Origin of the sequence: Collinsella sp. AK_207A (assembly GCF_902501965.1) — a bacterium.
Taxonomy (GTDB): Bacteria; Actinomycetota; Coriobacteriia; order Coriobacteriales; family Coriobacteriaceae; genus Collinsella.
On record NZ_CABWID010000022.1, the window covers coordinates 1 to 13,423 of the forward strand.

The 13,423-nt window shown below is 59.0% G+C and carries 10 protein-coding genes, 1 pseudogene and 1 riboswitch; of the genes and pseudogenes, 5 read left to right on the top strand and 6 right to left on the bottom strand.

Features of this window, described 5'->3' with window-relative positions:
- Window positions 1-129: 129 nt before the first annotated feature.
- On the bottom strand, window positions 130-615 hold the full coding sequence (locus tag GDJ97_RS08255; RefSeq protein WP_152070819.1) for a helix-turn-helix domain-containing protein: 486 nt from the start codon (window positions 613-615) through the stop codon (window positions 130-132).
- Window positions 616-776: 161 nt separating this feature from the next.
- On the opposite strand from GDJ97_RS08255, the gene GDJ97_RS08260 reads away from it, so the two are divergent.
- Entirely contained in the window at window positions 777-1,229 is a 453-nt protein-coding gene (locus tag GDJ97_RS08260; protein ID WP_226808959.1) for a hypothetical protein, read from the top strand.
- Window positions 1,230-1,477: 248 nt separating this feature from the next.
- Here GDJ97_RS08260 and GDJ97_RS09415 read toward each other — a convergent pair whose 3' ends face one another.
- Window positions 1,478-1,630, bottom strand: a complete 153-nt coding sequence (locus tag GDJ97_RS09415; RefSeq protein WP_193221383.1) for a hypothetical protein — start codon at window positions 1,628-1,630, stop codon at window positions 1,478-1,480.
- Window positions 1,631-1,686: 56 nt separating this feature from the next.
- Between GDJ97_RS09415 and GDJ97_RS08265 the strand changes: the two genes are divergently transcribed.
- Together GDJ97_RS08265 and GDJ97_RS08270 are read left to right on the top strand one after the other, a co-directional pair.
- Window positions 1,687-2,580: a hypothetical protein gene (locus tag GDJ97_RS08265; RefSeq protein WP_152070820.1), complete on the top strand. Its 894-nt coding sequence runs from the start codon at window positions 1,687-1,689 to the stop codon at window positions 2,578-2,580.
- Between the two features lie 18 nt (window positions 2,581-2,598).
- Window positions 2,599-2,693, top strand: a riboswitch (SAM riboswitch).
- Between the two features lie 8 nt (window positions 2,694-2,701).
- Entirely contained in the window at window positions 2,702-3,169 is a 468-nt protein-coding gene (locus tag GDJ97_RS08270; protein ID WP_152070821.1) for a hypothetical protein, read from the top strand.
- Window positions 3,170-3,495: 326 nt separating this feature from the next.
- Here the strand turns inward: GDJ97_RS08270 and GDJ97_RS08275 are convergent, their stop codons facing one another.
- The 4 genes from GDJ97_RS08275 to GDJ97_RS08290 form a co-directional block, all read right to left on the bottom strand.
- Window positions 3,496-3,897: a helix-turn-helix transcriptional regulator gene (locus GDJ97_RS08275; protein ID WP_226808962.1), complete on the bottom strand. Its 402-nt coding sequence runs from the start codon at window positions 3,895-3,897 to the stop codon at window positions 3,496-3,498.
- Window positions 3,897-4,577, bottom strand: coding sequence for a nitroreductase family protein (locus GDJ97_RS08280; RefSeq protein WP_152070822.1), 681 nt, complete (start codon window positions 4,575-4,577; stop codon window positions 3,897-3,899). Before GDJ97_RS08280 ends, GDJ97_RS08275 begins: the two co-directional genes overlap by 1 nt.
- Window positions 4,578-4,695: 118 nt before the next feature.
- A complete protein-coding gene (locus tag GDJ97_RS08285; RefSeq protein WP_152070823.1) occupies window positions 4,696-5,919 on the bottom strand; it encodes an ATP-binding protein in 1,224 nt (407 codons plus the stop codon).
- Between the two features lie 536 nt (window positions 5,920-6,455).
- Complete coding sequence (locus GDJ97_RS08290; protein WP_226808964.1) at window positions 6,456-11,885, bottom strand: discoidin domain-containing protein; 5,430 nt, start codon at window positions 11,883-11,885, stop codon at window positions 6,456-6,458.
- Window positions 11,886-12,447: 562 nt separating this feature from the next.
- Here GDJ97_RS08290 and GDJ97_RS09895 point away from each other — a divergent pair.
- Together GDJ97_RS09895 and GDJ97_RS09600 are read left to right on the top strand one after the other, a co-directional pair.
- Window positions 12,448-12,669: pseudogene (locus tag GDJ97_RS09895) on the top strand (transposase family protein); the annotation flags it as partial.
- Between the two features lie 461 nt (window positions 12,670-13,130).
- Window positions 13,131-13,364 (top strand): transposase, encoded by a 234-nt coding sequence (locus tag GDJ97_RS09600; RefSeq protein WP_226808992.1) that lies wholly within the window; start codon window positions 13,131-13,133, stop codon window positions 13,362-13,364.
- The last annotated feature ends 59 nt before the right edge of the window (window positions 13,365-13,423 follow it).

A 13,423-nucleotide genomic window follows, 5' to 3' on the forward strand; every position in this document is an offset into this window, starting at 1 on the left:
GCTATGACCGGCCGCTCGGTCGCCTGCCTGTCGGAGGGAGGGTTCGCCTCGTGGTAGTAGTAGGTGGAACGCGACATCCCCATGAGCTTCAGGAGCGTGGAGAGTGGGTATTCCCGCCTCAGCGACTCACTATCTCGTGCTTCCGCCTGTTGCCGAGAGATCCGTCGCCGAGGCGGCCATTCGTTTTAAGATCTCCACCTCCATCTCGAGGCGGGCGCACCGCTGCTCGAGAGTCTCCTCTCTCGCGGGCTCCTTCCTCCTTCGCCCCGATGGATGGACGACGAGGGCGTCCTCGCCTCCCTCTCGGTACCGCTTCACCCAGTCCCGTATCTGCGCGCCGTTGCGCGCGCCATGCTCGAGAGCGAGGGCTTTGTAGTCGCCCTCGCCGCGGAGATAGGCTTCCACGACGCGAAGCTTGAACTCCTGGGGGTAGCGGTTGTTCTTCCTCGGCCTGTCTATAGCCCCGGCGCCGCCTTGGTCGATCCTCTCCCTCCAAAGCTTCACGGTCGACTTCGTAAGACCGAACTCGTGTTGCAGCGCGGTGATGGTCGCGCCATCGGCGTACCTGTCCGCAAAGCGCCGCTTGAACTCAGCGGAGTAATCCTTGCTCAGCAAATCAACCCCCTAACGCAGAAGACCCCTATAGGAGAAGCAGAACATTGTCTGTCCAACTATAGGGGTTCACTGCAAACAGAGCTGCCGACGGTTCTTTCTGGCTTCAGCCGAAGGGGCAAGGTCCACTATTAACCGTAGCCCAACCGAGAAAGGCTGAAAGGATGAACGACGAGGAGCTTGGCCTACCAAGGCCGGAGAAATACGAGGGCGAGCAATTCACCGTCGAAGACTACAGGACGGAAGAATACGCGGAGGCGCGGACGCTCGAGGAGGCCATCGCCATACGGGGCGCCAAGGCGTTCCTCGGGGACGTGACCCCGGACGATTTCCTGGACGACGCCCCGCTGGGTGCCGAGAAAATTGGAATCGCGGACCTTTGGTCTGATTCCACCTGGGAGGAAGGTGAAACCGAACGCGACGTGGACCTCGAGAGGTCGGCGGCCTCCCTTAAGGAGGGCGACCTGCTCGAGGTGCGTCCGTGCTCGGAGGACATCAGCGAATGGGGCTACAGGTTCCATCTGGCCGATGGACCCACGGTGCCATACGAGCCCTACCATGATTACGACGACCAGCTTTTCCAGGGTGCCCTCGAGAACCTGCGCGGCGGCGAATAGCTTGCTTGCCGTGTTAGAGAGGTATCCTGCTTCGGAGAAGACGGTATCGACGACGACCCTGAGTTCTGCTGGCGAGTTTACTCATGCAAGGTCACGGTGTGTCGCGGCGGTTCAGCGAAGGCGTAAGCCCCGAATCAGCGCCGTGGCATCCCGAAGAGGTCATCACTGGGGTTCTTCTCGCGCGTTGCGCGCTTTCCGGACGGCGGCGCCTCGCCGGACCCGTTGAAGATCTCCATGACCAGGGCGAGCTACCTTTGGAGGTCCGCATCGAGCTCATCGGCGTCGCACACGGCGAGGAGCCGCTCGTCGGATGCCACGTCATCGCGCATCTCGATGAACTCCGCCAGCTCGTCGCGGAGGAACGCGGGCACCTGACGGCGGGCTAGGTTCGAGAGCTGCATTTTTGTCCGGTCAATGTGGCATGATTTCCGCAAAGGCGAGTTGATTGGAGGTGGACATGCGCGGAGACACAAAAGGCAGGTTGTTGCTTGCGACGCTGCTTGCGTGCGCTGTTGCGCTTCTCTGTGCTTGCTCCTCCTCGACGGGTTCCGACCCGCAGGACAGCGCCGTCTCCGAGCAGGAGGAGATGACCGTGCGCATTACCAGCTCCGAGGACGACGTGGCCTGGGGCTGCACGCTCTCGGCCGTCGTGACCGGCGAGCCCGAGGGCGCAAAGCTCGCGTACGACTGGCAGATGCTGTCCGCGTCGGGTGACAAGTGGCTCAGCTTTGGCGAGAGCCACGAGGAGGGCCGACAGCGCAGTCTCACGACCGAACGCGAGTGGACGGGGCTCTACTGGCGCTATGTTGTCACGGCGACCGTGGACGGCGAGGAGGCCGCCGCAGCCGCGAGCAGAACGGTGGGGCCCATCGCTTCGCAGCATGCCAAGTTCAAGGACACGGTCCATCACCCGGAGCCCATGCGCGTGGGCAAGACGGTGAGCGTGGAGCTGGAGCTCCCCGAGGGCACGGAAGCCCTCGTGCGCTGGATGCGGGCTCCCAGCTGGGACGGCGAGTACGAGTACATCGACGGAGCGACGGGCACCGAGTACACGCTCACCGATGCCGACCTCGGGTGCTACATCGCCTGCCGGGTAGACCCCGTTGGCGCGGGCTACATCTTCGACGGCGACACGGAGAAGGTCCTCATGCCGGTGCTCGCGGCGAGCGGCGGCTCCGGGTCGGGCTCGGCTTCCGTCGTCTACGTCTGCGACGGCGCGGGCGAGTCCTGGTACCACACGTACGACTGCGACGAGCTCAGCCGCCTGCGGCAGCTCGGCTACTCCACGCGCGAGGTGTCGCTTGCCGAGGCGAAGGCCTACTGCACGCCCTGCCCGTACTGCATGCAGTAAGGTGTACCATAGCTTACGTATTCATCCAGAGCCGGGGTAGAGAGTTGGCTCGTTGATCCCGGCACCAACCAGGCCAAGAAGGCCAACGGTGGTACTGCCAACACCGATGAAGGGAGTTGCCATGAACCTCATGGCCCGGCGGCCTCGCGTGCCGCTCACGAACCCGCACCTGATCTCGCTCAGCAAGCAGGAGCGGCTCTGCCCGCTCTGCGGTCGGCCAACGCTCCTGAACGGCCTGGAACGCTCCGCGAACGGCGCGATGGGGGTCTGCGTCAACCCGGACTGTACCTATTTCAAGGCTGTGGCGGCGCCGGACTGGGCGTGCGTGGAAGACGAAGATGCCTCGAATGACGCAGGCGATGCGCCTGCCACCAGCACCAATGACCGTGGGGGTGACGGTCCGTGGCTCACCAAGGGCCTCTTCGACGAGCCCGTCGTGTCCCCGTACTTTCTCTCGCTCGCCAAGCAGGTGCGGCTCTGCCCTCGCTGCGTCCTCAAGACCCACTTCGCCGGGACGCTCAACCCGGACGCCGTCTACGAGGTCTGCGACGATTGCGGATATTCCTTTACGCTCGTCGCCCCCGAGTGAGCATGGGTCAAGGATGCGCCTAAGCCTGTTGGCAAGCCTAAGTCCTCGCCCTGCTTCACCGTGATCGAGGACGGGCTGGTCTAGGCTGAAGCCTGCTGCCGCGAATCTGCCTCCTCGAGGATGGCGTAGGCCCTCTCGTACTTCTCGACGCGCTCAAGGTCCTTGGGCGTGACCTCTGATAGGCGCGAGAGGTCCATGATCAGGACGAACTTACCTGGCCGTTTATGAATGACCGAGTAAGAAGAACCTAATAGGCCAGGTTTGAGGAAGCCGATGCGCAACTCTACTCTGCTCGGTAGGGTGGGATCGTTCCTTGATCGCAGCTTTTAAGGTAGTCTTCCACGAAGCGTTCTGCCTGTTTGGCTAAGTGAGCGATTTGGCGCCATTTGGCCAGGTTGGAACTGGCGTGATAGAAGTTCTTGGTGCCAACCGAATACATGCTGACCCAGGCCGGCGTCTTTCAGGATCTTCAAATGGTGCGATACCGTTGGGCGCGATAACCCTACGGTATTCGTCAGCTCGCCAACGCGCATACCGCAGTAATTCTGCAAGAGCTGCATGAATATGAGCTGCCGGCTCTCGTCACCAAGGGCGATGAAGGCATCGCGGCACATGGCGAATTCTTGGCCGAGCTCACTCATTTTGCGTGCGGTAAGGTCGGCATGTCCGATGGTGTTATTGGTTTCACTAGCGGCAGGCGCGCATTTGCGATTCGTGGAGCGCTGCATTATGCTTCCCAGCGCCAGTCTTCGGATGCCGAATTCGCGCCTATCTGGAAATGGTAGCGAACGATGCCCAGGTCTATGTTCGAGTAGAACCCGCCCAGGCTTTTGGCGGAAACGGCATGCCCGTCCGAGTGCAATTCAAAGCGGAACTTCTGCTGGTTCATGGCGGTGGGGGCAAGCTGTGCTGCCTTCACGCCTCGTTCGAACCATTCGGGCAGGACGCCGTTTACGCTGCATAGGTCTTGCACGGCTTTACTTTTGCGGGGAATCCCCTGAGTTTCGCCATAACCTAGCGCTATCGTGCATACCAGCTTCGAGCCTGGTTCGACCAGGCTTTTGCAAGAGCCCTTGCCGTACGTGAGTGCCACCCAGCAGGTGTTGAGTCCGAGCTGCTGGGCTTTCAGCACCACGCACTCGACGAAGAACCCGACGCGCTCCTGCAGATCAGGGCTTGGCCTTCCGCCGCATACGATGTAATTGTTCACGCCTCTGAACTTACCGTAGTGTGCCATCATGCTGGAAAAAGCTCTAGGCTCGTCAAAGGCTATTATTAGCTGAAGGTATCCCTCTTCATTTGCCTTGTCTATTTCAGCCTGCAGCGCCTCGCGCACGGCGGCGGGAATGGGCTTGTCTTGATATTGACGCACCGAATGGCGCACTTCGATTGCTTCCATCAGATCCATGGCCGCTCATTTCTATGGTCGAATCATTTCGACCACAGTATCTGATTGCCTCGGGCGATGCAGTATCGGGAAAAAACTCGAGACGAAGGAAATCTGCTTTGTTTCGTCGCTCATCCCGCTACTGCAGGTCTTCATCGTTCTTCATGAAGTCGATCAAATTAAGATGCCTCACGCCTTCGCGCCTTTGCAGGAGCGGATCCAATGTGAAGAGGTAGCGCGGGTATCCGTCTCTGATATGGCTGAACGGTCTGTACTCGCGCTCTTCTACATCACGGTCGGCGATCGTCATGGACACCTGGATGTAGGCGTAAAGGTCATGGCTCCTGGCGATGAAGTCGCATTCCAGCTTGCCGATTCGCCCGACCGAGAGCTTGTATCCACGGGACCTGAGGTAGATGTAGAGGGCGTTTTCCAAAGATGGCCCGTAATTCAAGCGCACATCGACATTCCTCGCGAAGTAAATCCCGGGATCGGCCAGGTAGTACTTCTCCTCACCTCGAAGAGACTTCCTCGATTTCAGGTCGAAGCGCTGGCATTTGTAGAGAATCTTCGCGTCGACCAGCATCTGGATGTATGCAGAGACGGTTCTTCTTTCGATGGCGATCTTCTCGACGTTCCTAAGGTGATCAACCAGGTTGGTGAGGCTTGTCGGTGCGCCGTAATTGTTGATGATATAGGCCGTGACGCGCTCGAAGGCGTCGATGTTTCGTATCTTATTCCGAGACCTGATGTCCTTCTTGACGATTTGCCTCACGACATCCTCGATGTAGCGAGCCTTCGCCTCGACGTCGTCGTATTCGAGGGAACGGGGGAAGCCGCCGTAGCGAAGGTATTCTTCGAACTCAATCCTATCGTCCTTCGCCTCGACGCCAAGGAACTCCTTCATGGCTAGGAATTCGCTAAACGACAAGGTGAACATTTCGAACTCGATATAACGTCCCGTGAGCTTGGTCATGAGCTCACCGGAGAGAAGGTAGGAGTTCGATCCCGTGATGAAAATGGAGAAGCCGCCGTCGGTGTTGAACGCGTTCACGACCTCCTCGTAATCGCGGACGTTCTGAACCTCGTCTATGAAGAGGTATTTAAAGTCGTCGTCGACGAGCCTCGACTCGATTGCCGCCTCAAGCTGATCCGGGGTCTTGATAGAGCGGTTACCGCGCTTGTCGAGGTCGAGGTAGACGACGTCTTTCTCTGGGACCCCTCGCTCCTTGAGCTCTTCGACGATGGTTGCCATGAGGCACGATTTTCCGCACCGTCGTATTCCCGTGATGACTTTTATCAAGTCGTCATCGTAAAACGGGCGGATCTTCTTCAGATATTGTTCTCTGCGAAATAGCTCCATAGCAAGATAACACCTCCTAGCGAGATTGTACGCTAGGAGGTGTTTCGTGCGTTTAAGGCACCAATTATTTCAAGAATGCGAAAAATAGTCCCTTAAGTTTGATTTTTGTTTACTCCCACTCGATGGTGACGGTTCTGCCGTCCCGTCATTCCGGTTGCACCCGGTTTTCGGCGCCGTCTCGAGCCGAGTGCCGCCAGATAACGCCACGTCGCGTTTCGTCGGCTTCGGGGGGCCGACGGATGCCAACCGTTCCTTTGTGGCCAACCCAGACAGTAATGGGTGAGCTTTGCGTCAGGATGCCGGCACACGGGAGGCCCCTCCTCGCTGGGAATCCAGACAACTCGCAGCTTGGCAGGGGTCTCACTATCTGTCGTCACTCGGGCGTAAACAACCTGTCGGCACGAAACACCTAGCGGGTGGTTTCTGGTGCGGCGCGCCGCACAGGCTAAGGCCTGAAACAAATAAAACGGGCACAGCGCTTGCGCACCGTGCCCGTTCATCCGCATAAAGCACCAGCTGGTACCCGCTGCTAGGACCTACTCCTCACGCTTGCGCCCGAGAAAACGGGAAGCCGCGATGGCCACCACGCCCAGGCTAAGTGCAAGACCCGCGAAGAACATGGAGTTGTCACCCGTACCGGGAAGATCGGCCTTGGTGCCCTTCTTGTCACCCTTGTTCTGGGAGCCCGTGGTGTCCTTATCTGTAGAAGCGCCACCGGAGCCGGAGCCGCCCTCGTTACCGGAGCCACCGGACTGCCGCTTGCTCCACTTGGCGTAGAGCGTCATGTCGGCACTCACCGCAGAGTCGAAGTCAAACGCGTGCTCGCCGCCCTTGTCAGTGCACCACCCAGCGAAGTCATAACCCTCTCGCGTTGGGTCAGCAGGCTTGGCCAGCTTGCCACCCTCGTTAAGCTCGACCGTAGTCCTATTCCCGCAGCCGTCGTCAAACGTCACGGTAACCTTCTTTGCGGGGGCCTTGACAACCAGAGCGTCAAGCGCTGCCTTGAGAGCCTCGGCGGCATCCTTGACCTCGCCGTACGTCACGTCCTGCCCGGCATCGATGCGGTCGATGACGTCGTGTGCGCGCTTCAAGGGATCGGTAAGGCCCTCCACCGACTCATACGAATCGGCATTCTTCTGAGCGGTCTCTCCGCGAGCGATCAGGGAAAGCAAGCCGTTCTTGCCGTTCAGGTCGTAGGGGTCGTTTTGTTTTACGCTTCCAAAAACCTGGAGCTCAACCACATGGTTTTCCTTCGAAGTACCCGTGCCCTTGACACCGGAGGCGTACAGGCGCACGTAACGTGCCGTCGTCGCTGCCTCGGAGTTGGAGGCGTCGAAAAGCTGCTTGCCTGCAGATGTCTCGGCGTACAAGCTATCCTTCGGATCCTCGCCCAAACCGAACACGTCGCTATCGCCCGAATAGTAAAGAACCCGAGCATCCGAGAAGTCGGACTTGCTTGCAACCACAAGTGCGGTCGCCTTGTAGGTGCGCGAGTCCGTCCAATAGCGCCACAGGTTCACTCCGGTGATCTTGCAGTCAGATCCGAGGTCGACCTGCATGTACGAGCCTGCCTCCTTAGCATCGTTGCCAAAGATGCAATAGCCGTTTGCGCTTGCATTGTTGCCATCGGTTGCAACGGTCAGAGCGCGAGAAGCGTCAGGATTCGTCACCGGAGTTGCCGTGTCGCCATCGACCCAAGCAGCCGTCGGCACCTTGCCCAAGGCAAGGTTCACAATCTTGTTCGCAGGAACGAGCTTGAGGTAACCCGCATAAAGGTTGTCATATGCGGCCTTCTTGGCAGCAGCGTCACCCTTAAGCGCCGCCTTTGCCTGGGCCAACAGGTTGTCCATATCGGCATTTGCCCAGGATGCGTCGCTCACCAAGTCCTTCTTCGCTTCGACGGTCGCAATCAACTCCGCCAGCGCAGATGTAGGCACCTCGTCGTAGGCAAGGGCATGATCGTAGACAGCAAGCGAAGTTTGCTTCGTACCGTTACCAGCGGTAATCGCATCGACGTTCACGACATGGTCGGCATTCTTCGCACCCAGGTAGGCACTGCCGGCAAGCTCACCGTCAACATAGATCTTAAGCATGCCGTTATTCTCGCGAACACCCGTAATCGTTACGTTGCCGCCCGTAACCGTCACATCGGAGGTAGCGGTTGTACCGTTAACGACAAAGTACGCCTTGCCGTCCTTGTCGATACCGAGCTTCCACTCATTACCCTGAGAGAGAAGCACCGTCGAGGACACCGCGTCGGAAACGCTCGTGGCAACAGTAAAGCCGTTTTTGCCCTCCACGCTGTTTTTGGCATTCGAAAGCTCACCGCCGGTCGAAGTCTCCGCAGAGGCGATGATGCCATTCTGACGATAGACACCCGAGACACTTCCCTTGAGGCCGTTACCAGAAGCATCCTGGCCTTGGGCAGCCGTAACCTCAATCTTGCTGCCGCTCTTCACGGCATCAACAAGCTTGATGTCAAATGTGCGCATATCAGCAGATGCCTCAACGCTCTTGCATTCGACCTGCTTACCGTCAACAGTAACAGTGAACTTGGCACCGGTCACGTGCTCGCTTGCCTGAACACGAAGGCTCTTTGCACCCTTGACATACATCGTGTCGAGCTTCGGAGCCTGAGTGTCGCCCTTCTGGCTCAAGTTCCAAATCTGGGTCTCGCCCGGTTTGAGCGTCACGGTAACCGTATCGCCCTGGGCATAGCTATCCTTCGAAGAACCGAGTGCGCTTCCGTCCGAAGTGTAGGATTCCACGATTGAGCGCTTAAAGGTGCCAGCGTGCGAGGCACCCACACCGGCATCGAGCTTGAAGGTGATGGTCTTCTCACTGGCCGACGGGTTGCGCATCGAGATGATGCCTTCATCACCGGCGCCGTTGAAGCAAGAGAAGCCGTAAGCTTCCTGCGTTCCCGCACCGCTAATGCCACCGAGCTTGACGCCCGAGGCCGGAACGCCGCCAATCATCTTGGCGTTCTGAAGCTTATCGAAGTTCTTCTCAGCCCACTCGAGGAAGTCGGCATTCACCAAGTACTTTTCATCGTCAAACAGGCTATCGGAATAATAGAGCTCCCAGAACGATGTGCCGCGCGTGGCCATCATGTACAGATAGTTGCGGAACTGTGCGCCGTCCATAGAGGTTGCCGTGATACCCGTGCCCTCTTTACCGTAAATCGGGTCGTGGTTGTAGAGGTTGGAAAGCGGGAACTGGAAGTCGTGGTTCTTGACGAAGTCGTAGTAGGCTCCATCTCGATAGCTCAACATGTTGTCCATCTTGTTGTTGAGCGTTGAATTGGAGACTTCGCCGCGATCGTGCGTGCACTGAATCCACACCGAGTTGGACCACTGCAAAAACCAGGGGCTCGGGTTCACATAGCAGGTGAGAGAGACCCACAGGTTGTCGATGCCGAGCTCATCGGCCTTATCCCATACGTTCTCGAACAGAACAATCCACTTTTCCCACAAGTCGGTGGAATGATAGAAACCGTTTGGTCCACCATACATATGATGGTGATTCTCATCGTAGCCAACAACACCCTCGCCCTGCGCGAATGCGTTGTACTGTGCGTTATCGGCATAGCCATCCCACTTCCAGTAGTTGACGCCGTAATCGGTCATCCACTGGAGTGCGAGCTCCTGAAACTTGTTGACATAGCGCTGGTCTGCGACGTCAATCGAGCCGCCAGCGGCCGAGCCGTTGCCCGCCTTGGAAATGATGTCCGCAAGCTGGCCGTAGAAGTTATAACCACCGCGCGGACCCACCCAAACGCCGAAGTTCGAGCCGAGCTTCTCCACAAGCGTCGAAGACGTCGAGAGCTTATTGGGGAACTTGGAGTTGAATGCCCAGAAACCTTCAGTATTCTTGCCCGTGCCGGAGCGGCCCGGGTCAACCGAAGTCTCGGTGTTGTTGTAATTGTTCCAACCGTCGTCAACAACATAAGAGTCGAGCGGACGAACACCCGTGGCGGAGAGGTTCTTGTCCACTGCCTTGAAGGAATCGAGAATGTTGTTCTCGTCGATGAGCATCATGTTGTCAAACCAGGAGTTGTACTGAATACGGAACTCACTTGGCCTAGAAATGCTCTTGATATAGCTGTAGAAATCGGTTCGGACCACATCGTTGTTCGAACCGTCGGAATGGGTAGCGCCCACGACAGTCTGCCACGAGACGTACTTGCCATCCGAAGTGAGCTGGCCATCGCGCTCAAAATCGGTGAAATTCTTACCGGTCCAGTAGCGCATACGGCCCAGGCTATCGACAATCTGCGTATCGGTCTCGGGGAACTCCGAGCCCATGAACATGCCGTTGACGTAGATAGGCTGGCCCAGGTTGGCACGGGCCTCGGTCATCTCGACAACGCCGCCCCTGCCCGTAGGGATGGTCCAGGTGTAGTCCGCATCCTTAACGTTGAGATGCTCACCGTCGATATAGTCAAAGCGGATGCTCTTATCCTCGGATTTGACCTCGAGGAACTTACGCATGAAGTGGTCACCGTCATACATGACGATCTTCTCGGTCACCGTGGCGAGACCGTTACCAAACTGCACCGGCTTGAAGGTGAACGTCAGCATCTTGCCGGATTTCTTGACATCATTGATCGTCGCGGAAGTATCGCTAACCTGCGCCTCTCCATCAAGCTCAAGACTGCTCGTCTTGAGCTGCGGCTTACCCGAACCGCTCTCGAACGTATCGAACTTCTCCTTATACAGGTCGAGTTCGGCACCAGAGGCGAAGCTGCCGCCCTGCGCCTCGAGCACGCGAATACCCACATAACGACCGGTTTGAGCCTTATCGAGCCCAAAATAGGTCATCTTGCAGGTGCCATCATCATTATAGGAAGAGCTCAAATCGACCGAGAACGTGCCCTTCTTGTTAGCGTTCTCGAACAGGTTATCCTTACTGTCCGAGACATACACGGCGAACTTCTTAAAGGTACCGTTAGCACCCTTGACGTTGCGACCCGCGTAACCGACCGTCTGGAAGGAGCTCTTCGCTCCCTGGCCGCGATCGATCGTCAAATCGACAGGAAGCTTCTTCGTGTCGCCTTCGCCCGCGCCATAGCGGGAATGATAGTAGGTGGTGAGGTCACCGTCGATCAGAGCATCATATCCCCCGCCTTCGTTGGTGGCAACGGACGTTCCCGTCACAGTCCAGCCCTTGGCCTCGTGCACAACGGAATCGCCCGAAGTGCCGAGCACGTCGAGCTCCGCTGCGTTCATATATTTATTCTCGTTGGAAGACTGCCAATGATAGGTCGTAAGACCAGTCAGGCGAATCGCCTTTGCCTCCACAGCATTAAAGGTGATGACGGTGGCGCCCGTATCCTTCATGGTGCCATTCTCCACGAGTGTCACCCACGTGCCGTCGGCTTTCTGGTACTCGAGCTTGTACGTCTTGACTCGACCCGTGCAGTTATAGCCCGCCGAATCGTGGTGGCGCGGCGTATAGCTAACGCTTGCGATGGTTTTGATTCCACCAAAATTTACAACAAGGTTTGCCGTGCCCGCAGTCTCTGCAGAAGAAGCCCAGTAGGTACTTGCATCTCCATCGATCGCCTTTGACGCCAGCGCACCCTCGCTCGAATCAACAGAGGACCCCACGGCAGTTGCCGCCGTAGGCCTAACACTCGTGAGTGCAGCCGTTGGTTCTAAACGCGTAGCCTCGGCGAGCGATTGAATGACGAATTCTTCGGATCCTGATCCGGGAACAAGTTTGGTCGAAGCAAGCTTGTTGTTAATCTCGACAGTTGTAAGCTTGCCGTCTGCGATGCTAAACGTTCTAGAAATCGCATCGTTCCCGATAGTTATATTACCGTTCGATTTGTTCACGTCCACGCTGCCATAGCCGTCCGCGTAAGAGGCGGGCGGAGCCGACAACCCCAAGAGCCCCCCCCCCCCCATCGCAAGAACGATAGCGGCAAAATAGCGTTTTTTGAGCATTCGCTCCCCTTTCACTTCAATCCGCGCAACGCCCTACAGCCATCAGGCGCAACTCTGCCAGCACCTCCAGCAATAGTGGTTATGATAGCGAAGCCGTTCAGCACGAACCTCGGCAACCGATCATCAGCTGGCAAATGGTTGATATTCATCGGTTAAAGCGTGTTGAATGAGTATACGTTCTATATCCTTGATACCAACTGGCATCAACATATAAAACCGCTGGTAGCCGATTTTTAATACCAATATATTCATGGGTTTCAATCGGGTAGTTTTGCCCTAACCCAAAATGCAAAACGGCGCACTTTTTTCTAATTCCCATCAATACAGATAACGCTAAGCAACCCCAGCCCGGCTCGCTTCCTTGACCGATTGCATGCGCAGTCTCAAGCACATCAGGCTAGCATGGTGGTTACTTCCGCTTTTTTGGGCTCTTCGACACTTATGGTGGCTAGCACACCCCGGGCCTGATTGGGCCGAGTCCCGCGAGCGGTACGATATCGGCACGCAAGCCCGCCCGACGGGAGGTGCCGACATGGACGCTCGAGCGGGGACGCCGGCCAGGCTCTTCGAGAGGTCGATGGGCCACGGCGACGCCTGGGAGGTCGCCGACGTCTGGTTTGAGCCGCATGAGGGCGCCGACGAGCTGCACGTGGGGGTCGCCCGCAGGCGCGGGGCCGCCGTGCCCTGCCCGGCGTGCGGGGCGCCCTGCGGCGTGCACGACTCGCGCGAGCGCGCCTGGCGCCACCTCGACTTCTGGCAGTACGAGACGATCGTCCACTGCGCCGTGCCGCGCGCCGACTGTCCGGAGCACGGCGTGTACACCGTCCGCACGCCCTGGGAGGTGCGACCGAACTCGCACCTCGCCGCCCTCTTCGAGGCGCAGGTGATCGCGGCGGTCATGCCGAGCGCCACGGCCTCGGCGGTGACCCCGCGCCTGCGCGAGGCCGACGGGCGCGCATGGGCGGTCCTGCGCCGCGCCGTAGCCGAGGCCAGGCAGGCCGCCGACCACTCGGGCGTCGCCCGCGTCGGCGTCGACGACACCTCGCGCGCCAGGCGCCGCACCCACATCTCCGTGATGGCAGACCTGGACGCCAGGCGCGTGGTCGCTGTCACCGACGGGCGCGCCCGGCGTGGCGAGCCGATGGCCGACAGGGGCTGCCGCCCGCGCCGTCTGGCGAGGCCCGCGCCGCCCGAGGTCGAGGCGCGCGTCGCCGATGCTCGGACGAGGCTGCCGCGGCGCCGCTCGCGCTGGCCGCCGAGATGCCCCGGTTTGCGGACGGCCCGATTAACCTGCAGGAGGCGCCCCGGCGGCCGACCGCGCCCATCGCCAGCGAGGCCATGGGCGCCGAGGCCGACCGGCTCTGCGGGGCCACGGGCAACGGCGGGGACGGCCGTCACGAGCGCGTAATCGCGACGTGCGTGGGGACGCCGAAGCCCAGGGTGCCGAGGCTCCGCCCGGGGAGCTTCTCCCCCGAGGACGTGCTCGAGTGCTAACAGCGCGTCGAGCGGGCCGTCGTGGCCGCCGTGGCCGAGACGTGCGCCACGGGCACCAG